14 protein-coding genes and 1 pseudogene are annotated in these 23,594 nt (G+C 63.5%); 7 read left to right on the top strand and 8 right to left on the bottom strand.

Features of this window, described 5'->3' with window-relative positions:
- The coding region (locus OZ10_RS08440; RefSeq protein WP_039564496.1) for a 3-hydroxyacyl-CoA dehydrogenase NAD-binding domain-containing protein at positions 1-1,683 on the top strand (1,683 nt) is incomplete at its 5' end.
- Positions 1,684-1,880: 197 nt separating this feature from the next.
- Here the strand turns inward: OZ10_RS08440 and OZ10_RS08445 are convergent.
- From OZ10_RS08445 to OZ10_RS08470, 6 genes are all read right to left on the bottom strand, one after another.
- Entirely contained in the window at positions 1,881-2,861 is a 981-nt protein-coding gene (locus tag OZ10_RS08445) for a cation diffusion facilitator family transporter (RefSeq protein WP_039406682.1), read from the bottom strand.
- A 136-nt stretch (positions 2,862-2,997) separates the two neighbouring features.
- Entirely contained in the window at positions 2,998-3,885 is an 888-nt protein-coding gene (gene mmsB / locus OZ10_RS08450) for a 3-hydroxyisobutyrate dehydrogenase (protein WP_039406685.1), read from the bottom strand.
- A 138-nt stretch (positions 3,886-4,023) separates the two neighbouring features.
- Positions 4,024-5,202: an enoyl-CoA hydratase/isomerase family protein gene (locus OZ10_RS08455; RefSeq protein ID WP_039564513.1), complete on the bottom strand. Its 1,179-nt coding sequence runs from the start codon at positions 5,200-5,202 to the stop codon at positions 4,024-4,026.
- Positions 5,202-5,999, bottom strand: a complete 798-nt coding sequence (locus tag OZ10_RS08460) for an enoyl-CoA hydratase (protein ID WP_039564497.1) — start codon at positions 5,997-5,999, stop codon at positions 5,202-5,204. Before OZ10_RS08460 ends, OZ10_RS08455 begins: the two co-directional genes overlap by 1 nt.
- A complete protein-coding gene (locus tag OZ10_RS08465) occupies positions 5,996-7,177 on the bottom strand; it encodes an acyl-CoA dehydrogenase family protein (RefSeq protein ID WP_039564498.1) in 1,182 nt (393 codons plus the stop codon). Before OZ10_RS08465 ends, OZ10_RS08460 begins: the two co-directional genes overlap by 4 nt.
- A 10-nt stretch (positions 7,178-7,187) precedes the next feature.
- Complete coding sequence (locus tag OZ10_RS08470) at positions 7,188-8,693, bottom strand: CoA-acylating methylmalonate-semialdehyde dehydrogenase (protein WP_039406695.1); 1,506 nt, start codon at positions 8,691-8,693, stop codon at positions 7,188-7,190.
- A gap of 134 nt (positions 8,694-8,827) precedes the next feature.
- On the opposite strand from OZ10_RS08470, the gene OZ10_RS08475 reads away from it, so the two are divergent.
- From OZ10_RS08475 to OZ10_RS22115, 6 genes are all read left to right on the top strand, one after another.
- A complete protein-coding gene (locus OZ10_RS08475) occupies positions 8,828-10,213 on the top strand; it encodes a helix-turn-helix domain-containing protein (RefSeq protein ID WP_039564500.1) in 1,386 nt (461 codons plus the stop codon).
- A 367-nt stretch (positions 10,214-10,580) separates the two neighbouring features.
- The gene (locus OZ10_RS08480) at positions 10,581-13,268 is read left to right on the top strand and encodes a TonB-dependent receptor (RefSeq protein ID WP_039564502.1); all 2,688 of its coding nucleotides are present in this window, start codon (positions 10,581-10,583) and stop codon (positions 13,266-13,268) included.
- A 162-nt stretch (positions 13,269-13,430) separates the two neighbouring features.
- Positions 13,431-14,639, top strand: a complete 1,209-nt coding sequence (locus OZ10_RS08485) for a glycoside hydrolase family 53 protein (RefSeq protein ID WP_039564505.1) — start codon at positions 13,431-13,433, stop codon at positions 14,637-14,639.
- Entirely contained in the window at positions 14,636-17,203 is a 2,568-nt protein-coding gene (galA, locus tag OZ10_RS08490; protein WP_039564506.1) for a beta-galactosidase GalA, read from the top strand. Before OZ10_RS08485 ends, galA begins: the two co-directional genes overlap by 4 nt.
- A 1,055-nt stretch (positions 17,204-18,258) precedes the next feature.
- Positions 18,259-19,281 (top strand): hypothetical protein, encoded by a 1,023-nt coding sequence (locus OZ10_RS22840; protein WP_236726822.1) that lies wholly within the window; start codon positions 18,259-18,261, stop codon positions 19,279-19,281.
- A gap of 301 nt (positions 19,282-19,582) precedes the next feature.
- A complete protein-coding gene (locus tag OZ10_RS22115; protein WP_139051292.1) occupies positions 19,583-20,185 on the top strand; it encodes a hypothetical protein in 603 nt (200 codons plus the stop codon).
- A gap of 398 nt (positions 20,186-20,583) precedes the next feature.
- Here OZ10_RS22115 and OZ10_RS08495 read toward each other — a convergent pair.
- Together OZ10_RS08495 and OZ10_RS08500 are read right to left on the bottom strand one after the other, a co-directional pair.
- Positions 20,584-22,511 (bottom strand): annotated as a pseudogene (locus OZ10_RS08495) (alpha-L-fucosidase).
- Between the two features lie 734 nt (positions 22,512-23,245).
- Entirely contained in the window at positions 23,246-23,539 is a 294-nt protein-coding gene (locus tag OZ10_RS08500; RefSeq protein WP_039410470.1) for a hypothetical protein, read from the bottom strand.
- Between the last annotated feature and the right edge of the window lie 55 nt (positions 23,540-23,594).

Raw genomic sequence — 23,594 nt, forward strand, 5'->3', positions numbered from 1 at the left:
TCCGATGACGCAAGCACGCGCATCGGCCTGCCGGAGACCAAGCTCGGCATCTTTCCCGGCTGGGGCGGCAGCGCCCGCTTACCACGCCTGACCGGCGCGCCGGCAGCGATGGACCTGATGCTGACCGGGCGCACCGTCTCGGCCAAGGCCGCGCGTGCGATGGGCCTGGTGGACAAGGTCGCGGCGCCTGCCGTGCTGGTCGATGTGGCCGCTGCGCTGGCACTCGCCGGCACCACGCGGCCACTCAAACAGCGCGCCACTGCGTGGGCCACCAACACCTTGCTCGCCCGCAAGTTGCTGGCGCCGCAGATGCGCAAGCAGGTCGCACGCAAGGCGCGCAAGGAGCATTACCCGGCGCCCTATGCCTTGATCAATGTCTGGGAACGTGCCGGTGGCAGCGGTATCCAGGCGCGCCTTGCGGCCGAACGCAAGGCAGTGGTCAAGCTCGCCAGCACCCCGGCCGCGCGCAACCTGATCCGCATCTTCTTCCTCACCGAACGCCTGAAGGCACTCGGTGGCAAAGAGGCGGGCGCCGCCGCGCTGCCGCCGATTCGCCATGTGCATGTGATCGGCGCCGGCGTGATGGGCGGCGATATCGCCGCGTGGGCGGCTTACAAGGGCTTCGAGGTCACGCTGCAGGACCGCGAGCAGCGCTTCATCGATACGGCCCTGGGCCGTGGCGGCGAACTGTTCGCCAAGCGCGTCAAGGACGAAGGCAAGCGGCCGGCGGTGGCGGCGCGCCTGCGTGGCGACCTGTCCGGCACAGGCGTGGCGCAAGCCGATCTGGTGATCGAGGCGATCATCGAGAACCCGCAGGCCAAGCGCGAGCTGTATCAGTCGATCGAACCGCAGCTCAAGCCCGATGCATTGCTGACGACCAATACTTCTTCGATTCCGCTCACCGAGTTGCGTGGTCATATCCAGCGCCCGGCGCAGTTCGCCGGCCTGCACTACTTCAATCCGGTGGCCATGATGCCGTTGGTGGAAATCGTGCAGCACGACGGTCTGGACCCGGCCAACGTGGCGCGCCTGGCGGCGTTCTGCAAGGCGCTGGACAAGTTTCCGGTACCGGTGGCCGGCACGCCGGGGTTCCTGGTCAACCGGGTGCTGTTCCCCTACCTGCTCGAAGCGGCCACCGCCTATGCCGAAGGCATTCCCGGCCCGGTGCTGGACAGGACCGCGGTCAAGTTCGGCATGCCGATGGGGCCGATCGAACTGATCGACACCGTGGGTCTGGATGTGGCCGCCGGCGTCGGTGCGGAGCTGGCGCCGTTCCTGCACCTGCCGATCCCGGCCGCACTGGCGACCGTAGAGCCAGGCAAGCGCGGCAAGAAGGACGGCCAGGGCCTGTACAAGTGGGAAAACGGGCGCGCGGTCAAACCCGAGGTGGCCAGCGGCTATGTGGTGCCGGCTGACCTGGAAGACCGGCTGATCCTGCCGCTGCTCAACGAAGCGGTGGCGTGCCTGCACGACGGCGTGGTGGCCGACGCGGACCTGCTCGATGCCGGCGTCATCTTCGGCACCGGCTTCGCCCCCTTCCGTGGCGGCCCGATCCAGCACATCCGCAGTGTCGGCGCCGACGCCCTGCTGGAACGCCTGCAAGCGCTGCATGCACGCTACGGCGAACGCTTCGCACCGCGCCCGGGCTGGGACTTGCCGGTGTTGCGGGAGGCGGTGGTGTGAGGCGGGGCTGATCTGATCGACAGGGTCTGATACACAAAAAAGCCGCCCATGGCGGCTTTTTTGTGTTTGCGCTCCTCATCGGCAGAGACGCCGCTGCGACACCTGCATACAGCAATGCGAGTTCGATACAGATGTCCGGAAACGCTTCAAGCGTTACGGAAGGGCCCACGCACCGCCCCTTCGAGTATTGCAATGCCTCAGTGGTGGTGATGACCACCATGCCCATGCGAGTGCCCATGCTGGCGTCCGTCATGTCCGACATGCCCGTGCTGCGGGGCGCTGGCCGGGGAGCCGCAGGGGTCGGTGCCGCAGTCGCCGCTTTCCACCTGCAAGGTGACGTGGGCGATGTCGAAGCGGTCGTGCAGCAGCGTGCCGAGTGCGTCGCGCAGGCGGTCGCGGTCGGTCGATTCGCCCACCACTACGTGCGCGGTGAGTGCCGGGGTGCTGGAGGCCAGCGCCCAGACGTGCAGGTCGTGCACGTCGTCGACGCCGGGGTAGCTGGTCAGGGCATCGCGGACCTGGGCCAGGTCGATGCCCTTGGGCACGCCTTCGAGCAGGACGTTGATCGCTTCGCGCAGCAGCACCCAGGTGCGTGGTAGCACCCACAGGCCGATCAGTACGGCCAGCACCGGGTCGATCCAGTGCCAGCCAGTCCAGCGGATGAGCAGCGCGCCGATGATCACCGCCACCGAGCCGAGCATGTCGCTCCAGACTTCCAGATAGGCGCCCTTGACGTTGAGGCTTTCGCCGCTGCCGGCGTGCAGCAACTTCATCGCGATCAGGTTGATCACCAGGCCCAGCCCGGCGATCAGCAGCATGCCGCTGGAGGAAATGTCCTGTGGCGCGCGGAAGCGTTGCGCCGCCTCCCACAGGATGTAGCCGCCCACGCCAAACAGCAGCGCGCCATTGACCAGGGCACCCAAGGCCTCGAGTCGCACATAGCCGTAGGTGCGGCGCGCATCCGCCGGGCGGCGGCTCAGGCGCACCGCAAGCAACGCGATCATCAAACCGAGCGTGTCGGTGGCCATGTGCGCGGCATCCGACAGCAAGGCCAGGCTGTTGGACACGAACGCGCCAATGACTTCGGCCACCAGGAACGTGGCTGTCAGGCCGAGCGCCCACCACAACGGCGCTTCGTGACGGATCTCGGTGGGGGCGTGGTTGTGGTCGTGTCCCATGGGTGCGCTAGCCGTATGCAATGCGCGCACCTTAGGCGCGCGCGCCGGCGGAGACTATTACACCTGCAGGTGATGCGATGACATCACCTGCCGATATGCAGCCGCCACGCATCACGCGTTGCGAGGTTGCACCGGTCTACACCTTGGCCACCAGTTTGACCACGCTGGAGAAATCCAGCGCGCCGTTGCCGGCCTGGCTGTTCATGGCATACAGGTTGCGCGCCAGCTCACCCAGCGGAATCGACACGCCGGCCCGCACTGCAGATTCGGCCACCAGGCCCAGGTCCTTAAGCATGAGGTCGTTGCCGAAGCCGCCGGTATAGCCGCGCGAGGCCGGTGCGTTGGGCAGCACGCCCGGCCACGGATTGCAGACTTCGGTGGCCCAGCTGCGGCCGGTACTGACCGCCATCATCTGCGACAGCACTGCCGGGTCCAGGCCCTGTGCGACGCCGAGCGCCAGTGCCTCGCCGGTCGCCGCCATGATCACGCCCAAGGCCATGTTGTTGCAGAGCTTGGCCACCTGGCCGGCGCCGTTGCCGCCCACGTGGAAGATGTTCTTGCCCATGGCCTGCAACACCGGACGCGCGCGTTCCAGGACGTCGGCATCGCCACCAACGATGAAGGTCAACGTTCCGGTGCTGGCGCCGGCGGTGCCACCGGAGACCGGCGCATCCAGCATCGCCAGCCCGCGCACGCTCGCAGCGTCGGCCAGTTTGCCTGCGGACACCGGTGCGATGGTGCTGCAGTCGATGACCAACGCTCCGGCCGGAATCTGCGCAAGGAGGCCGCCCTCGCCCAGATACAGCCCTTCGACATGCCGGCTGGCGGGCAGCATGGAGATGACGATCTCAGCGTCTGCCAGGGTGTCGAGCGCCGAGGCGGCGACATGGGCCCCGGCGGCGGATGCGGCGTCCAGTGCGCCTTGCACCAGATCGAATACCCGCAACTGGTGCCCGGCCTTGATCAGGTTGGCGGCCATCGGGCCGCCCATATTGCCCAGGCCGATAAAGGCGATCTTGCTCATTGTGCGATCTCCAGGAGGGAGCAACTATCAAACGGGGTGGTTGCGCGCAGGCAGGACGATGGCGCGCGGCGCTGGAGCAACGCAGGCGATGACTGCGGCACGCGGAGCGGCAATCATCGCCTGCGGCATACGCTGCGGCTAAGCCTGGCGTGCACGCAGATCTGCCAGCGGATGCTGCGCCGCCGACCAGGGTGCGGTGAAAAAACCGGCAGCCCACTGCGCGTCTGCCTCGCCCAAGGTGCCCGGCTGCCAGTGCGGCTGGCGGTCCTTGTCGATCAGCAGCGCGCGGATGCCTTCGGCAAAATCGCCGTGCGCGGCGGCATGCAGCGCGACCACGTACTCGATGCGAAACGTGTCGGCCAGTGTCGCGGTGTCGGGATGACGATGCAGTTCCCACGCCAGCCGCGCCGAACCTGGCGCACCTGCCGCCAGGGTGCTGCGCGCGGCCTGCAACCAGGCATCTTCGCTTTGCAGGGCCACGATGGCAGCAACGACCTGCTCCAGCGATTCGCCGGCCACCAGCTGTGCAATCAGCTGCGCATGAAGCTGCAGCGGACCGGGCTCCATCGGTTGCGCAATGCCCTGCAGAAACGCACTGAGTTGCAGGCGATCCTCGTCGGCATGGCCTGTCCATGCATGTGCGCTCAAGGCATCCAGCACCGCCGCATACTGCGCGTGCTCCAGGCGTACATCGGCCAGCCCGGCGTAGATGGCGTCGCTCGCGTCGAGCGGCGCGCCGGTGAGCGCCAGAAACAGCCCGGCGCCCTGCGGCACGCGGCGCAGCAGCCAGCTGCCACCGACATCGGGAAATAGACCCACACTGATCTCGGGCATGGCCAAGCGCGAACGCTCGGTGACCACGCGATGACTGGCGCCGGACATCAGCCCGATGCCGCCGCCCATCACGATGCCGTGGCCCCAGCACAGCAACGGCTTGGGATAGGTGTGGATGCGATAGTCCAGCCGATATTCTTCTTCGAAGAATGCCGCGGCGTGCGCATTGTCCTGCGGCCTTGCCTGCCGCAGCGCAGCGTCGGGTACCGCGTCGCGATGCGCGCGCATGCTCTGGTACAAGCCATGCAGATCGCCGCCGGCACACAGCGCCTTTTCGCCCGCGCCGCGCAACACGACGCAGGCAATCCGGGCGTCATCGGCCCACGCACGCAATTGGGTGTCGAGCAAACGCACCATCTGCAACGACAGGCCATTGAGCGTCCTGGGTGCGTTCAAGGTCGCAATGCCGATGCGATGCCCATCGGTGCACTCGCGTTGCTCGAACAGTACCGGTGCCTGATCAGCTGTGCTGGTCTCCACCATCACCGCGCGCTCCATTGCGGTGCGCGTTTTTCCAGGAACGCTGCAACACCTTCGGCCTGATCGGCGTGCTCGAACAGGTCGACGAAGGCTTCGCGCTCTGCAATCAGTGCGGCAGCATGCGTACCGTGGCGGGTGGCCTGCACCAGCCGCTTGCAGGCCGCCACACTGGCCGGGCTTTGCTTGCCGGCGCGCTGCGCCCAGGCAATCGCTAGCGCGCGCGATTCGCCCTTGCCCACCACTTCCTCCACCAATCCAATCCGGTGGGCGGTGGTGGCATCGATGCGTTCGCCGAGCAGGATCATGCGCTTGGCCCAGCCCTCGCCCACCAGACGCGGCAGGTTCTGGGTGCCGCCTGCGCATGGCAGCAGGCCGACGCTGGCTTCGGGCAAGGCGAGCTGTGCGTGTTGCTCGGCGATGCGCAGATCGCAGGCCAAGGCGCACTCCAGTCCGCCGCCCATGGCATAGCCGTTGATGGCCGCGATCGACACGCCGCCAAACGCGCTCAAGGCTTCGAACGCCTCGCCGAAGCGGCGCGCAGCCTCCCGCGCATTGGCCTTGTCGCCATCGGCAAATTGCTTGAGGTCGGCACCGGCGCTGAAGAACTTGTCGCCTTCGCCAGTGATGATCAGCGCATACACGCTGCGGTCGGCATCCAGTGCGCGCACCAGGTCGCGCAAGGCTGCCAGGCTGTGCACGGTCCAGGTATTGGCCGGTGGATTGCTGAGCGTGACGATGGCCACATGGCCGTCGCGCTGCACCTGCAAGCCGGTATGGGCGTGTGCTTCCCAGTCGCTCATCGCAGTTCCTCCTCGCCATTGAGCAGATGGCGCGCCACGATCATGCGCATCACCTCGTTGGTGCCTTCCAGGATGCGATGCACGCGGCTGTCGCGCAGCAGGCGTTCGATTGGATACTCGCGGATATAGCCATAGCCACCATGGATCTGCAGGGCTTCGTCGCAGATGGCAAAGCCGGCATCGGTGGCGAAGCGCTTGGCCATCGCGCACCACACCGTGGCATCGTGACTGCCGGCATCGAGCTTGCGCGCAGCGGTGTGCACCATCTGTCGCGCGGCCACCAGTTGCGTGGCCATGTCGGCCAGCTTGAACTGCAGGGCCTGGAAATCGGCCAGTTTCTTGCCGAACTGGCGGCGCTCGCCCATGTAGCGACGCGCGGCGTCCAACGCGCCCTGCGCGGCCCCCAGCGAGCAGGCGGCAATATTGATGCGGCCACCGTCCAGGGCCTTCATCGCCATCTTGAAGCCCTCGCCTTCCTTGCCCAGCAGATGGCTGGCGGGAATGCGCACGTCGGTGAAGGTGATGCCGCGCGTGGGCTGGCTGTTCCAGCCCATCTTTTCTTCCTTGCGGCCGTAGCTGATGCCGGGCGCGTCGGCCGGCACCACGAACGCGCTGATGCCACGCGCACCGTCGTCGCCGGTGCGCGCCATCACCACCAGGACATCGGTGGCGCCCGCGCCGGAAATGAAGGCCTTGCTGCCGTTGAGCACGTAGCTGTCGCCGTCGCGCTGCGAACGCGTCTTGAGCGACGCTGCATCCGAACCGCTGCCCGGTTCGGTCAGGCAGTACGAGCCCAGCCTGGCGCCGCTGGTCATCGCCTCGCCCCACTGCGCGCGCACCACGTCGGTGCCGTAGCTGGCGATCAGCCAGGTGGCCATGTTGTGGATGCTGATGAAGGCCGACGTGGACGGATCGACCGTGGCCAGTTCCTCGAATACCACTGCCGCATCGAGCCGGCGCATGCCCAGGCCGCCCACGCCTTCGTCGGTATAGAGGCCGCAAAAGCCGAGTTCGGCGGCCTTGGTGATCGCCTCGCGCGGGAAGTGGCCTTCGGCATCCCATTGCGCGGCATGCGGGGCGAGTTCCTTGTCGGCGAAGTCGCGCGCGGCGGCGCGGAAGGCCTCCTGCTCGTCGTTCAGATCGGCTGCGTTGGGGTGTAGCTGGATGGCTGCATTCATGGCGATCGGGTCACTTGAGAGAGATGGTGGTGTTGACGCCGTGGCCCAGCGTTTCGTCGTCGAACCAGCGCGCGGTCACAGTCTTGGTCTGGGTGTAGAACATCACCACTTGTTTGCCGTACGGGCCCAGATCGCCGAGCTTGGAAGCGCGCGAACCGGTGAACGAAAACAGCGGCACCGGCACCGGAATCGGCACGTTGATGCCCACCTGGCCTACGTCGATGTCTTCCTGGAAACGCCGCGCGGCCGCACCGGATTGGGTGAACAACGCCGTGCCGTTGCCGTTGGGATTGGCGTTGACCAAGGCGATGGCTTCGTCCAGCGTGGCGGCTTCCAGAATCACCAGCACCGGCCCGAAGATTTCTTCGTCGTAGATGCGCATGCCGGGTTTGACGCCGGAGAAGATGGTCGGGCCAACAAAGTTGCCCTGCTCGAACCCCGGCACGCTCGGGGCGCGACCATCCAGTTCCAGCGTGGCGCCCTGCTCCACGCCGGAGGCGATCAAGCCTTCCACCCGCTCGCGCGCGGCGCAGGAAATCAGCGGGCCAACCTCGGTGCCCGGGGCGTTGCCGGCGCCAATCTTCAAGCCCTTGGCCTTGGCCACCAGCTGCGGAATCCACGCGCGCGCTTCACCCACCAGCACCAGCGTGGACGCCGCCATGCAGCGCTGGCCGGCAGCACCGAATGCGGCGCCGACCATCGCATTGAGGGTCTGCTCCTGGTTGGCGTCCGGCAACACCACGGCGTGATTCTTGGCGCCCATCATGCACTGCACCCGCTTGCCGGCCAGCGAGGCGCGTCGATAGACGTGCGTCCCCACCTTGGTGGAGCCGACAAACGACAGCGCCTTGATGTCCGGGTGATCGCATAGCGCGTTGACCACGTCCTCGCCGCCATGCACGACGTTGAGCACGCCTTTGGGAATGCCGGCTTCCAGCGCAAGTTCCACCAGCCGCATGGTCACCATCGGGTCCTGCTCGGAGGGCTTGAGCACGAAGGTGTTGCCGGTCGCGATGGCCATCGGGAACATCCACAGCGGAATCATCGCCGGGAAGTTGAACGGGGTGATGCCCGCGCACACGCCCAACGGCTGCAGCAGGCTGTAGGTATCCACGCCATTGGCCACGTTGTTGGCCAACTCGCCCAGCTGCAGGTTGCCGATCGCCGCGGCGTGCTCCACCACTTCCAGCCCGCGGAACACATCGCCTTCAGCATCGGCCAGGGTCTTGCCCTGCTCGGCGCTCAGCAGCGCGGCCAGCTCAGGCATGTGCTCGCGGATCAGCTGCTGGTACTTCAGAAAGATGCGCGCGCGTGTGCCGATCGGCGTCTTGCGCCAGCTGACGAAGGCCCGGCTGGCCGCGGCCACTGCCGCGTCCACTTCGGCGGCGGTGGCAAACGGCACCTGCGCCAGCACCGACTGGTCGGCCGGATTGACCACGTCCTGCCAACGGTCGCTGGCAGAGACCACCAACTCGCCGTCGATCAACAGGGACACGCGGGGGACGGATTCGCTCATTGCAGGGCTCGCTCATAGAAGACATCGGGCCGGACGGCCCAGTTCTTCGCATTGTTCGCAGCGCGCACTCGCATTCCCAGCAAGCATCTGCTTAATCGCGCTAAGCTGGCGGCACAATTTTGCGAATATTGCGAATGCCCCAGTCGCAGTCCCCGTTCCGCCACCAGCTCGGCCTGCGCCTGCAGCGGCTGCGTCAGCGCCACGGCCTGACCCAGGCCGAGCTGGCGCGCCGGCTTGGGCTGTCGCCGAGCTATCTCAACCAGATCGAGCGCAACCAGCGCCCGCTCACCCTGGCGATCCAGCAGCGGCTCAAGGCCACGCTGGGCGATCTGGACGGCCTGCTGGACCTGGACGACCCGGCCGCGCTGGTCGAACCGCTGGACGAATCGCTGCGCAGCCTGGGCCATACGTTGTCGCCGGCCGAGCTGCGTGCGCTTACCGGCAACCTGCCGCAGGTGGCGCAGGCGCTACTGGACCTGCATCGCGCCCATCAGCAGCTGCTCGAGCGCAATGCTGCGCTGGAGGTGCAGATCGGGGTGGAGCACGCCGCCCTGCCCTCGCTGTCGCCCGGCGAACAGGTGCGCGACTACTTCAACCGCGCGCACAACTACCTGCCCGAACTGGATGAACATGCCGAGGCGCTGTATGCCGAACTGGGGCTGACCCCGGAAAACCTGCCGCTGCGGCTGCGCCAACGCCTGGCCGATCGCCACGGCCTGCTCGTGCAGGAGGCCACCGACCTGCAGAGCGACAAGCGCGCCGTGGATGCGCAGGCGCGCGTGCTGTGGCTGCCGGCGCATCTGCGCCCAGGCCAGCAGGCTTTCCAGATGGCCGCGCAGCTGGCATTGCTGGAATGCGCACCGCTGCTGGACGCGCGCATTGCCGATGCCGGCTTCGCCGATGCCGAGCGCATCGCGCTTTCGCGCATCGGGTTGTCCAATTATTTCGCCGGCGCGCTGGTGATGCCGTACAGCCAGTTCCTGCACAGCGCACAGCGCTCGCGCTACGACATCGAATGGCTGGCGGACCGCTTCGGGGTTGGCTTCGAAGCAGTGTGCCATCGGCTCAGCACCCTGCAGCGACGGGGGGCGGCAGGGCTGCCGATCTTCTTCATGCGGGTGGATCGGGCCGGCAACGTCTCCAAGCGCCACTCGGCCACCGACTTTCATTTCTCGCACGTCGGCGGCGCGTGCCCGCTATGGATCGTGTACGAGGCATTCAACCAGCCCGACCGCATCCTGACCCAGATCGCGCGCATGCCCGACGGACGCCGCTATTTCTGGCTGGCGCGGCAGGTCAGCAGCGGCGCGCCGGGCTACGGCCGCCCGCGCAAGACCTTCGCGCTGGCGATGGGCTGCGACCTGCGCCATGCCGACCAGTTGGTATATGCGCGCGGCTGGGATCTGGGCGCGGTGGACGATGCGGTGCCGATCGGCCCGGGATGCCTGACCTGCGAGCGCAGCGATTGCGTGCAGCGCGCCTTCCCTGCATTGCCCCGGCTCGCCGCCAACACACGTTAGCGGCGAGACCACGGTGCCGGGGCGGCACCCTGGGCAACTTCGGCTGGTGAAACAGGCACCCACCGCGGAAGTGTGACCAAGCAGGCGCTAGCGCTGCAGCGCAGCATTCCAAGCTGAGATAGCTACCGCAAAATGCTTCATTGGAATGGAATGACTCGCGCTTCTACCCTGAAGCGGACACATGCAGGACAAGGGGACGCCAGCGCGACATCGTTCGCCGCAGCGCCACGGCAACCAACGCTCCAGTAATACAGCACCGCACCACTCCGCCATGCCCGCTCGACCGCGCCAGACCCACGCCGGCGCCGGTGGGCCACGGCAGCCGCCACCATTCATTCGGTCACTTTGTCCTGGGAGGGATCAACCGATGCCTGTTCACCACACCGGCCATTCGGCCAGCCGGCGCCTGCGCCGCACGCCGGTCCGCGACGTCCTCTGCACCACCATCGCCCTGGTTCTGGCCACCGCCTTCAGTGCGCAGGCCCAGGACACCGCGCCTGCTGCGCCGCCGGCCACCAGCAGCAGCGCCGCCAGCGGCCAGGCGCCGGTGACCCTGGACAACATCACCGTGATCGGCCAGCGCGCCAGCCTCAACCAGGCCGTGCAGACCAAGCAGATGTCCGATCACGTCATGGAAGTGATCTCGGCCGACAACATGGGCCAGATGCCCAATGTCACCGTGGCCGAAGCGCTGGTGCGCCTGCCCGGCGTCAACGGCACCCGCGACCGCGGCAACGAAAGCCTGGCTACCGTGCGCGGCCTGGGCCCGCGCATGACCATGGGCACCGTCAACGGCCGCGAGATCGCCTCCTCCGAACCCAACCGCGCGGTGCGCTGGGAAGTGTTTCCCACCGAGATCGTCTCCACCGTCAAGGTCTACAAGACCCAGTCGGCGGATCTGGTCGCCGGCGGCCTGGCCGCCACCGTGGACATCTCCACCATCAGTCCGCTCGACTACACCGGCCCCGGCTTCGTCGGCACCGCCGGCCCGGTGTTCTACGACCACGCCAAGGATGTGGACGGCTACAGCCCGTGGGGCAGCCGCCTCGGCGCCAGCTGGGTGCACAAGATCAACGACAACCTGGCGGTGGCACTGGGCGCCACCTATCAGAAGCAGAAAAACGCCAACTCCTCGATCGGCAGCTGGGGCTATACCGATGCCGCCACCTCGCGCGATGTGGATGGCGACGGCACCGTGGACCCCACCCCCTTCGGCGCAGCCGACCAGCTCAAGCTGACCGAGCAGACCCGCACCGGTGCGATGGGCACCGTGCAGTGGCGCTCGGGCAACTTCGAACTCAAGTTCGACGGCCTGTATTCGCGCATCGAGATCGACGAAGACCAGTTGCAGAACTGGTTCAACGGCCTGGCCTTCAGCACCTTCTCGACCGGCGCCAATCCGTACACCACGCCGGGCTCCTCCTACACCATCGTCGACGGCGACGTGGTGGCCGGCACCCTGGCCAATTCCAACCTGCAGGTCGACCATGTGGTCAGCCACTACAACGAGGTCAAGACGCTGACCGCCGGCGGTTTGAACGCCAAGTGGAGCGGCGATGTGTGGACGCTGGGCAGCGACCTGTCGTTCTCGCAGGCCAAGCGCGACAACACCTGGCAGGCCGTGCGCTTCGGCAGCAACCCGGACACCGTTTCATTCGATTTCCGCCGCAGCGTCACCCCCACCATCAGCACCAGCTCGGACACGCCCGAGTGGGGCATCAACGGCCAGACCGAGCCGCAGGCGCTGCGCGACAAGATCGCCGCGCTGGCGCTCAACGCCAGCCGCGCGGTGGACGCAGGTCCGTTCAATTCGCTGGAGTTCGGTGCGCGCGCGGCACGACGCGAAAAACAGAACCGCCGCTTCATCGGCAACCAGTCCGGATTCGATCAACCGATCGCGGCATACCAGGACCTGATCTATCCGGTCACCATGCCCGACTTGAACGTGCCCACGCTGACCGGCGGCAACATGGCCGAGATCGCGCGGGTGGGCTTTGGCGGTTTCGATCCGGGCACGCTCGACGAACAACTGCTCGACCATTGGAACGTCAAGGAAGATGTGCGCGAAGCCTTCGCCAAGGCGGTCTTCAGCTCGCAACTGTTCGGCACCGATGTCACCGGCAATGTCGGCGTGCGCCTGGTCAACACCAAGACCACCAGCGACGGGTTCGATTCGGTGGGCAGCACCATCCAGCCCAGCACCGACAGCAAGGAATACACCGACGTCCTGCCCAGCGCCACGCTCAACTTCCTGATCGACGACCAGCGCATCCTGCGCTTTGCGGTGGCTAAGGTCATCGCGCGTCCGCCGCTGGACGAGCTGCGCACCGGCCGTCGCCTGGACGACCCCAGCGTCACCGTCGGCCAGCTCACCGGCAGCGGCGGCAACCCGCAGCTGGACTCGTTCAAGGCCACCCAGGTCGACGTGTCCTACGAGTGGTACTTCCATAAGGAAGCCTTGGCGGCGTTGGCGGTGTATCGCAAGGAGGTGGATTCCAGCATCGGCTACCGCACCGACCGCGAAATCATCAACGGCCTGGATTACCTGGTCAGCGCGCCCTTCAATGGCGGCGGCGGGCATATCAATGGCGTGGAACTCACCTTCCAGACGCCGTTCTATTTCATCCCCAATATGGAAAACTTCGGCGTCTATTCCAACTTCTCGCTGGTGGATTCCAACCTCAAGGAATTCTCGCCAGCAGACAACCCGCTGCCGCTGAGCGGGCTGGCGCGCAAGACCGGCACCTTCGATCTTTGGTACAGCAACGGCAGCTTCGAAGCGCGCGTGGGTTACAAGTACCACAGCCCCTACACCGTGGTGTACGGCTGGAATGCGGCGCGTCTTGCACGTCTGCAAAGCGAAGGCACGGTGGATCTGAGCTTGAACTGGCAGTACAGCAAGCAGCTCAGCTTCCGCTTCCAGGCCGGCAATCTCACCAACGAACCGCTGCGCGCCTACACCGACAACAAGCCCAATCGCCTTGCCAATCAGGACGATGGTGGCTACCAGGTGTTCGGCCGTCGGTATGCGCTGGAAGCCAGCTACAAGTTCTAAGCGCAGCTGACACACCTGCTGCGTGACTGCTACACAGGTGCGGTGGGGTGCGTGGAATCGGATCTGTTATCGACGCTTCGATTCCGCGCATCGGCCGCACGACAGCATGGCCGCGTGCGGCTTGCTGTCACCCGCTCCACGTCTCATCTGTCGAGGAATTGCATGCGCTCCACACGCCGTCTCTGGACGCCCGCGCTACTGGCGCTGGCCATCTCCACCTTCGCACACGCCGCCCCGGCCCCCGCCACGCTGTATCTCGGCGCGGACCTGTCCTACGTCAACGAGATGGAGGAATGCGGCGTGCAGTACCGCGAGAACGGTGTGGTCAAGGACCCGTTCGAACTCTTCCACGCGCACGGTGCCAACCTGGTGCGCGTGCGGCTGTGGAACGACGCACGCTGGACGCGCTACAGCGACCTGTCCGACGTCAAGAAAACCATTGCGCGTGCACGTGCGCAAGGCATGCAGGTGTTGCTGGACCTGCACTATTCCGACGATTGGGCCGATGGCGAAAAACAGTTGATTCCCAAGGCATGGGCCAGCATCACCGACACCGATGAACTGGCACGCACCCTCTACGGCTTCACCTACGACACGCTGAGCGCGCTCGACCGTGCCGGCTTGATGCCGGAGCTGGTGCAGGTGGGCAACGAAAGCAATTCCGACCTGATGGACAGCAAGCCGTGGGACAAGAAGCGCCCCATCGACTGGCAACGCAACGCCAAGCTGTTCAACGCCGGCATCAAGGCGGTACGCGACATCGGCGCACGCTCTACGATCAAGCCACGGGTGATGCTGCACATCGCGCAGCCGGAGAATGTGGAACCGTGGTTTGCCGACGCGACCAAGGCCGGTGTCACCGACTACGACCTGATCGGCATCAGCTATTACCGCAAATGGTCGACCCAATCGATGGCCGAGCTGGGCAAGACCATCAAGCGCCTGCGCGGCCGCTTTGATGCCGACGTGGTGGTGGTGGAAACCGCCTATCCGTGGACGCTGGAGTCCGGCGACATCTCGCACAATCTGCTCGGCGAAGACTCGCTGATTCCCGGCTACCCGGCCACAGCGCAGGGCCAGTTCCGCTACATGGTCGATCTCACCCAACTGGTGATCGACACTGGCGGCGCCGGCGTGGTGTATTGGGAACCGGCATGGACCAGCAGCAGCTGCAAGACGCGTTGGGGTACCGGCTCGTCGTGGGAAAACGCCAGCTTCTTCGACTTCAAGCATGGCAATGAACTGCTGCCGGCGATCGATTTCATGCGCCATCCGTATACCGGCGTGCCTGCGTCGCATAAGTCCGATGCAGCGAAGCCTGCTGCCGGCGCGCAAGGCAACGCTGCAGACAGCAAGAGGACGCAGCCATGAGCGGCATCAATCGCCGCGAGTTACTGCGCGGCATGTTGGCAAGTGGCGTGAGTGCCGCACTCCCGGTCGGTGCGGCCGGTGCGTTGTTGCCCGGCATTGCTGGTGCAGCGCCAGTTGCAGGTAACACCGCCACGCCGCTCGCCGCGCTCGGCGATGCAGCCCTGGCACCACGCGAACGCCTGCTGTTCGACTTCGGTTGGCGCTTCCATCTCGGCCACGCCAGCGATGCGTCGCGCGACTTCGAGTTCGGCACCTTCCAGCGCACCTTTGCCAAGGCCGGCAAGGACACTGCGACCGCCGCGCAACTGGCTTTCGACGACAGCGGCTGGGAACTGCTGAATCTACCGCACGACTGGGCCGTCACCCTGCCCTTCCGCCAGGAACCGATCTCCGCCACCATCACCGAAGAAGACCCGGCCGCCGCACACGGCTACAAACCGCTGGGTACCAGCTTTCCGGAAAACAGCGTGGGCTGGTATCGCCGCACGCTGCAGATTCCCGCAAGCGATCTAGGCAAGCGCATCAGCCTGGTGTTCGACGGTGTGTTCCGCGACTGCATCGTGTTCTGCAACGGCCACATCGTCGGACGCAATGCCAGCGGCTATTGCGGCTTCGAAGTCGACCTCAGCGAAGTGCTCGACTACGGCAAACCCAACCTCATCGCCGTGCGCGTGGACGCCACGCTGGGCGAAGGCTGGTTCTACGAAGGCGCCGGCATCTATCGCCATCTGTGGCTGCAAAAGACCGACCCGCTGCATCTGCCGCAGGACGGCGTGTTCGTGCGCAGCACCTTGCAAGGCAACACTGCCACGGCGCAGCTGTCCACCGAGGTGCGCAACGACGGCACCGCCCCGCGCCAGTGCACGGTGCAGGCGCGTGTTACCGCACCGGATGGACGCGTTGTCGCACAGGCAGCCAGCGCCGCGGTCACCGTTGCACCCGGCCAGGTGCACCTCGTCGAACAGACCCTGCCGCTTGGCGAGGCCGCGCTATGGTCGATCGACAATCCGCAGCTCTACAGCCTCACCACCAGTGTGCATAGCGAGGGCAAGGCGACCGATGCGGTGGCCACGCCGTTTGGCGTGCGCAGCATCGCCTTCGATGCGCAGCGCGGTTTCATGTTGAATGGCAGCCCGCTCAAGCTGCATGGCACCAACAACCATCAGGATCACGCCGGCGTCGGCACCGCCATTCCGGATGCCTTGCACGAGTGGCGTCTGCGCCAGCTCAAGTCGATGGGCTGCAACGCCTACCGCAGCTCGCACAATCCGGCCACACCGGAACTGCTCGCGCTGTGCGACCGCCTGGGCATGTTCGTGATCGAAGAAACCCGCCGCATGTCCACCGACCCGGAGGCCATGGGCGAGCTGGAGACGATGGTGCGGCGCGGGCGCAATCATCCCAGCGTGATCCTGTGGTCGCTCGGCAACGAAGAACCGCAGCAGGTCACCGAGCGCGGCGCGCGCATCGTCAGCCGCATGCAGCAACGCGTGCGTCAGCTCGACCCCACCCGCCCCACCACCTTCGCCATGGACAAGGGCTTTGGCGATGGCGTCGGTCAAGTCGTCGATGTGGTCGGCTTCAATTACCGCACCAGCCAGATGGACGGCTTCCACGCGCAATATCCGCACATTCCGATCTACGGCAGCGAAACCGGCAGCACGGTATCGGTACGCGGCAACTACCAGCGTGACGACACGCGCGGCTACACCCGCGCCTATGACACCGACCACCCCTGGTGGGCCAGCACCGCCGAAGCCTGGTGGAGCTACGTCGCGCAACGTCCGTATATCGCCGGCGGCTTCATCTGGACCGGCTTCGACTACCGAGGCGAACCCACGCCGTATAACCGCTGGCCGAATGTCGGCTCGCAATTCGGCGTCATGGATAGCTGCGGTTTCCCCAAGGACAACTACTGGTACTACCGCGCGCAATGGACCAGCGAGCCGGTGCTGCATCTGTTCCCGCACTGGAACTGGGACGGCCTGCTGCAACCCGAGGACAAGGGCCGCGTCCAGGTCTGGTGCCACAGCAATCTCGAAGCAGTGGAACTGCTGGTCAACGGCGTCAGCCAGGGCCTGCAGCAGGTGCCGGCCTACGGCCATGTCGAATGGCGCGTGGCCTACGCACCCGGCGTGATCGAAGCACGCGGCTATCGCGGCGGCAAGCTGGTGCTGATCGAACGCCGCGAGACCGTCGACAAGCCGGCAGCGATCCGCCTGAGTTGCGATCGCAACGCACTGCGCGCCGACGCCGAAGATGTGGCGGTGGTCAAGGTAGAGATCGTCGATGCGCAAGGGCGCCTCGTTCCCACTGCCGACGCGCTGGTGCAGTTCGCCGTGCGCGGCGCCGGCAAGCTGATCGGCGTCGGCAACGGCGACCCCAGCAGTCACGAGGACGACAAGGCGCCACAGCGCAAGGCATTCAATGGTTTGTGTGCGGCGCTGCTGCAGACCACGCGCAACAGCGGCAACATCGTGCTGCAGGCAAATGCGGCAGGCCTAACGCCGGCGACTTTGCGTCTAAACGCAGATCCCGCGACGCCACGCGCTTTCATCACCTGACCGTCCGGCATCCGTCAACGCGTCGTATGTTTGAAACCCGAAAACCGATCACGGCTTCTCGGCCACGCATCGCGCGGCCACCATCGAAGCGCCCAAGCGCTTGAACGGCAGAAGATCCAGCACTCGCGTATCTAACAACCCACAGCGGCCTGCAAACTGCAAGTTCAGCGCCAGCGTGGAATATGCGGAGCGATATGGTGCTGCGCTCCAAGCCAGCATTCCGGTCTCGGACGCGACAATTTATCGTCGGCGTTACGATTGCTTCAGTAAAAACCCAAGTGGTCTTACCGAAGAACCTTAACAAAAAGATACTGGCGCCGCGCAGATCCATCCCGTCCCGGGATGTTGACGGAGCCAGGCGCAAAAATTTTGACGAAATTTTTGCGCTACTTGCGCCATTTCACCTAGCAAATTCCCGACCCGGGCATGCAATGCGCGTCCGTCGGATACGTATGCCTCAAAGGACTAGGTTGACCCAAGTCTACTCATGTCGACGTTTAAACCAAGCCTAAAAAATATCCAATTTATCGCAAATAGACCACTAATTTCGCATTCAAGAATAAAAACAACTTCATCCAGATAATTGGACAAATTGAGAGAAAGACTACTAATCGAACCAGCTACCCCAGAAATTGTTCAATCAATAATTATATTGACTTCCAAGTCGGTCATATTTTACGGTTTTTTGCAAAACATGTCACCCGATGACATTTATATCACCCTCATCGCACGTATTTTACGCAAACGAACAGGGCACACTTAAGCGCCTGCCCTATAAAAATATATCCCTATGAATAAGTTAGACCTGCAACTTTCAGGCTTACATACAAGGCCCTGGTCTTTAAAAGCATACCAAGGCCGCAGCTCCACCCCACGCTTACATAAAAAAACTAAATTATTTTTTTATTTAGTCGTGAAATTAAAAATTAAAATATTACCCCTGCATATATCAAAACCCTAGGTTTAGACATGCGCCCTGCACGGGGCATCACAAAAAACAGCGCTCATGGACCTACCGGCACCTAGATCACCAACTTACCCGGAATTATTAGCTGATGAATAATCAGAACTCAAGAACACAAAAGTACATCCCCATCTTCATCACTGGAGGCATACTCTTCAGCGCAGCCCTGTACTTTTATCAGCCCACCACCTCGACGAATGTCCCCTCATCAGTTGCTAGCGAAAAAGACGCGAGCACCGCCAGTTCGCGGACACTTTCTAGCCGTCGGTCCGCAAACCAATCCAGCGATCATAGTCTGCGTTGGGACGAAAGGGACTTCAGAGCACCCCAAGACGAAAAGCCATTTGCTGCCGCTGACGTTCAATATCATCTGAAATCATTTTACACGCGTTTCTATGCCGACCCGCCGATGTCCCGCGCAGAACGCGATGCCTTCGCTCAACGACTGGCCATGGCCATCGACGCCGATCCAAAAACAAAAAAAGCTGTTGCAGAGTTCTACAGCCAGATGCCTGCCAACAATCAAATGGATCGTGACGTGATGCGAAACATGCTTGCGATCAGCCCGGAAGGAAGATCCATTCTGCTCGACGAGGCAAACAGAATATGGGACAGCAAGGATAAGAGCCTGTATTCGCACATGTATGAAACTTATTCAAACCTCCCGGGTCAAGCCTCGCGAAATGTTCTGGCTAATGCCATATCAAGTCTCAGCGACCAAAGCACGGACACCCGCACGGCAGTTGCCGCACTAAATTTCATTGGAACAATAGAAAAGGACGATTCTGCAGATGCAGGAAAGTTACGGACCAATGCAATTTCTCAATTGAATTCGGTTGTCTCCGGCCGAGGCGAAGAGGTCGTTCGTGGTTTGGCAGCTCAAAAGATCTACAGACTCTCTTCACCTGAAGACGCCGCTGATGCAGCCATTGAATTTATAAGGCGTGACGCAAACAGCTCATTAGTCATGCAGACGCTTGATTCCATCAATAGTGGTGACGTCGAGTTAACCCCCCCGCTTCGCAACACGCTTTTAAGCGCAGTCGCTCGGCCGTCAGCAACAACTGAAGAACGCGATAGATTTAGACAAGTTATCGCATCAGGCCATAGCTAAGAAAGATTCGCAACGCAACTCGGTTTTGAACTAACGAACTAAAGTGCCCAACGCATAAATCAGCACGAGATCGATTTTTCGGAATTGCTGCCGTCGAGCCAAGCTATCGCATCAGCTTTTACCTTCATCCGTTACGGCAGCGCCGTGACGATTTTAAAGCGCGTCAAATTGCACATAAATCTTGGCCACACTCGAACACTCACTAAAAATATTATTTCTGACGTTTCATTAATTTTCCGCGCCACAGGCTTAATCAATTGCAATTTCCATCCAGCCCGTTACTACCACCCGAGGATTTAAAATGAAATATCCAGGAAGTAAAATTGCGCCATTCCTGCTTGCGGCAATTGCAACCGTTGGCGTCGCTGAGGCAGCAGAGCTGACGACATCCTTTCATGGATGGCTTGGTAAAAATCAAAAATCAGAATTTATCGACCCATCAAGATGGGCCAGCTGCTATAACAACCGAGGAGGCGAATGTGTTGTAGTTTCGCTGACGTCCGGAACGAGCCAGTGCTACGAGGAATCGTTTGAACTTGGTGCAAGCTTCGAGCTACCCGCCCCTGCTGGCTGGGGCCCATTCTCCCTAAGCGGCAGCAAAGGCTCTAGCTGGAGCGCGTGCCACGAACGTAGCGAGACTACTCAATGCCAGCCTAAACCTGGCTTCAAGGCCAGAGCCGTAGTTTTGATGGGCGAACGCTTTGGCACGCTTCATGTAACTGGTGGAACGCCCAATTCCTATGTCATCCCAGCATATAAAGGTTGCGAGAACAAATGGAATGGTAAAGTGCGACTTTCAGGACGCACTCTTGAGCGTGTATGCACTTACGCTGGTGGAGTTTATGACCATCAGGGATATTTACCTGAATTTGAAAACCTAACCTGCGACTATCAGAAAATTTAAGTGAGAACTATATTTTCTTGCACACCGGACATACATGGATGTATTCATACTTGCCGGTAACAGCAAGAATCGTAAACCCGGGCCTGCGGCATTCCGTGGGCCCGGGACTTAGTACTCAAGAATCCATACGACACTAATGGTTCAGTGCAGTTGACATATCACCAGATGACTATTCTCCATCATCATCGGCTTGCTTGATCTCTTGCATCCAACTGTCTACGTGGACACTTCCGACCCGACGGTGCTGCGGTTGGAGCGATGGCGACACATGTCTGGGTGAAGACGCCGACGCTCCCCACGCACATCTTCGCCGCCCTCACGTATTTTCAAGCCCATGAAGCTGCATTGCCCCAGCGATGCGCTTCCGCGCGGCGCATGGCCGCGCGGAACCGTAGCCCTCATCGCAAGCGCGAGAACGCACCGATACCCGCGATCGCCAGCCGCTCGGCGGGCACCGCGGTTTCCGCAAACGACAGCCGCAGGTAGCGGATCTGGCGAACCTCGGGGAAATTCAGGCGCTGGGTCGAGAGCGCATAGGCGATATTGGACAGCTCGCCGGCACCGGCGGGCTGCCAGTGCTGGCCATCTTCGCTGGTTTCGGCGCGATAGCCCTTCGGTGGCGCAGCACCGTTCATTACCGTGCGCGAGGGCGTGAGGCTGAAACCGGCCACCTGACGCAGCGCACCGAGGTCGATGGTTGCCTGTACGGGATGGCCCGGCGTGGGGGGGGGGTGATCCAGACCGTGCTGGCATCGTCGTCGAGCAACGTGTCCGCCCCTGGCGCGCTCGCCTCGACAATGCGCCAGCCAGCGCTGGACAGCACATCTGACGCCTTCGCCGTGGGCCGCGCGACCGGCACCGGCGCCACGGCGCGGAACAGCGCGAATTCGCTGATCGCCGGGCACACCGGCGCCTCGAGCACGAGCAGGCGCACCCGGCGCGCGGCAACCGGGCGGTCCAGCCGCAAGATGCGCTGTGCACCGATGCACTGCGCTTCGGCCAGCCGCCGCCATTGCCCATCGACCTCGGCTTCGACCGCGAAGCGGGTGACGCGCACGCCCAGCGGCAGATACTCGCGCAGCCGGATCAGGTCGAAGCTGTGCACCGCCGACAGCTCCAGCGTCAGCGTCGGCGTGGTGACCTCGTCCGGCGTGGACCAGTAGCTGTCCGGCTGGCGGTCGAGGACGCGCGCCGGCTCGAACCCGGGGCCACGCGATGCGCTGGCACTGGCCTTGGCCCCCTTGGCCAGATCGATGGCGAAGCTGGCGCGGATCGCGTCGCCGAAACTCTGCAGCACCGCCACGTCGTGGTCGGGGATGCGGCCGCGTCGGTCGGGCGGAAGATTGAGGTTCATGTTGGTGCCGCGCGCGACCGAGGTGTCGAAATAGCGCACCAGGTTCTCCGGGCTGCGCACCTTGCCGTCTTCATCGGCATGGTAGAACCAGCCCGGGCGGATCGAGGTGTTGGTTTCGGCCGGCCACCACAGCGCCCCGCCGCGCACGCCGGAATTGCCGTTTTCCTGGGTATACGGAGCATTGGGCATGGTTGGCCAGCTCGGATCGCCGGCGATACCGTCCTCGTTGCCGCCCCAGCGGATATCGGCGCCGAGCGGGTCGAAGGTGCAGGCCATCGGTTGGTGCCGATGCACCAGCTCGATCATCCGTGGCCAATTGTAGTAAGCGGGCGCATCGATCTTGCGCGATTCGCGCGCTCCTCCGTAGTAGCCGTCGCCGCCATTGGCGCCGTCGAACCAGAACTCGAAAAGGTCGCCATAGCTCGTGCAGAGCTCGACGATCTGCTTGCGGAAATAGTCGAGATAGCCGGCACGCCCATACTCGGCGTGGTTGCGATCCCAGGGGGACAGGTAGATGCCGAACGCCAGGCCGGCGCGTCGACACGCCGCTGCCATTTCGCCGACGATGTCACCCTTGCCGTTCTTGTAGGGCGAGTTGCGGATGCAATGCTCGGTCAAGCGCGTGGGCCAGAGGCAGAACCCATCGTGGTGCTTGGCCGTGAAAATGAGCCCTTTCAGATTGCCGGCCTTGGCAGCAGCCACAATTTGATCGGGTGAAAAGTCGCTGGGATCGAATCTGCGCGGATCCTCGTCGCCGTAGCCCCATTCCTTGTCGGTGAAGGTGTTCATCGCAAAATGCACGAAGGCGTATTGCTCCCACCGATGCCACCGCAGCTGGCGTGCACTGGGCACTGCGCCCCACGGCGCCGGCCCGTTGGCGCGCGGCGTCTGCGCGATCCGGGCCGCTGGTGCACTGAAGCTGGCGGCAGCGGCCGCCACACCCGTGACAAGAAAGGTACGACGATCGATCATTGGCGCCTCCGACATTGCACAAGCTTCGATCTTAGCTTTTCCAAAGACGAAAGAGTTCCAACCCTGAAGCGACAGACGTGTGTGCAAGGCATGGCACATACATAAGCAGACTCTGCACAGATTGCGTTGACGCGCGTGCCAGGCAACTGCGCGCATTCGTGGCTTGGCGGCCAACGACCTCGGCCTGCGCCGTGTCGTTGGTGCTCGCATGTCCATGCTGTTTCCGCAGGCCAAGCGAGCTCCGCGAACAGGACAAGCAATGGCTGTCCGACGACAACCAACATCGTCCGCACGACAATTGATGCGGACTGACATGCGCCAAGTATTGGCTTCAACATTGACCGTACGCTGCTTATTTTGGCCGACACTGACTTGCCGGGAGCCCACAGGTCGTCGCGTTTCAGCAACTGCGTTGGCTGATCGGGCCACCCTCTCCGGCAGCGGAATAGCCTGGCCGGTGACCACACGCAGCAGCGGCGATGTTGCGGTCATCTTCTGCCGCAGAAGCATGCTTAAGCGATCCGGCAATGGCAAAGCACTCAACGAGATCCGTGGCTTGCAGCGCTCGGCCAAGCGCAAGGCAACTACACGCGTGACCCCGACCGTGCCAACGGACTCCAGGAATCTTGCCGCTTGTGCGGCGCTCTCATCATCGAAGCACGCACGCCTTGAAGGCGCGCACTGCACACACAATCTTTATATTGCTGGCAAGAAAAGCACGATCGCCCCTCCCTCTATTCCAGATCCACATCGCGCGGAAAATAGCGGCGAAACTTTTCTTCCCAGGCCTGGAATTGGTCCAGCGTGTAGCCATCCATCGGCCGCTCCACCGCAGCGGCGGCCTTGCTCTGTGCGACGACGGCAATCCGCTGAGACGACAGCTCGTCCCATGCGTTTCTCAAGGCGACCGGATCCGGATGCGAGACCAGCATGGCCTCCAGCAGCGTGGCCTGCGCAACGCGTGCGGCCAGCAGGTCGCTGAGCGCGTCGGTGACGGCCTGCATCCATTCCTGATGTCGGTTATCCATGTGCGGCGTGTCGTAGCTGCTGTGTGGCCGGCGACTTTAGCGTGGCAGCCGCAAC

The organism is Xanthomonas cannabis pv. cannabis (genome assembly GCF_000802365.1).
GTDB classification, from domain to species: Bacteria; Pseudomonadota; Gammaproteobacteria; order Xanthomonadales; family Xanthomonadaceae; genus Xanthomonas; species Xanthomonas cannabis.

Bases quoted from the DNA above. Each gene is read 5' to 3' on its own strand.
- galA (WP_039564506.1), top strand. From the start codon at position 14,636: ATGAGCGGCATCAATCGCCGCGAGTTACTGCGCGGCATGTTGGCAAGT.
- OZ10_RS08480 (WP_039564502.1), top strand. From the start codon at position 10,581: ATGCCTGTTCACCACACCGGCCATTCGGCCAGCCGGCGCCTGCGCCGC.
- OZ10_RS08460 (WP_039564497.1), bottom strand. From the start codon at position 5,999: ATGAGCGACTGGGAAGCACACGCCCATACCGGCTTGCAGGTGCAGCGC.
- OZ10_RS08500 (WP_039410470.1), bottom strand. From the start codon at position 23,539: ATGGATAACCGACATCAGGAATGGATGCAGGCCGTCACCGACGCGCTC.
- mmsB (WP_039406685.1), bottom strand. From the start codon at position 3,885: ATGAGCAAGATCGCCTTTATCGGCCTGGGCAATATGGGCGGCCCGATG.
- OZ10_RS08465 (WP_039564498.1), bottom strand. From the start codon at position 7,177: ATGAATGCAGCCATCCAGCTACACCCCAACGCAGCCGATCTGAACGAC.
- OZ10_RS08470 (WP_039406695.1), bottom strand. From the start codon at position 8,693: ATGAGCGAATCCGTCCCCCGCGTGTCCCTGTTGATCGACGGCGAGTTG.
- OZ10_RS22115 (WP_139051292.1), top strand. From the start codon at position 19,583: ATGAAATATCCAGGAAGTAAAATTGCGCCATTCCTGCTTGCGGCAATT.
- OZ10_RS08445 (WP_039406682.1), bottom strand. From the start codon at position 2,861: ATGGGACACGACCACAACCACGCCCCCACCGAGATCCGTCACGAAGCG.
- OZ10_RS08485 (WP_039564505.1), top strand. From the start codon at position 13,431: ATGCGCTCCACACGCCGTCTCTGGACGCCCGCGCTACTGGCGCTGGCC.
- OZ10_RS22840 (WP_236726822.1), top strand. From the start codon at position 18,259: ATGAATAATCAGAACTCAAGAACACAAAAGTACATCCCCATCTTCATC.
- OZ10_RS08475 (WP_039564500.1), top strand. From the start codon at position 8,828: ATGCCCCAGTCGCAGTCCCCGTTCCGCCACCAGCTCGGCCTGCGCCTG.
- OZ10_RS08455 (WP_039564513.1), bottom strand. From the start codon at position 5,202: ATGGTGGAGACCAGCACAGCTGATCAGGCACCGGTACTGTTCGAGCAA.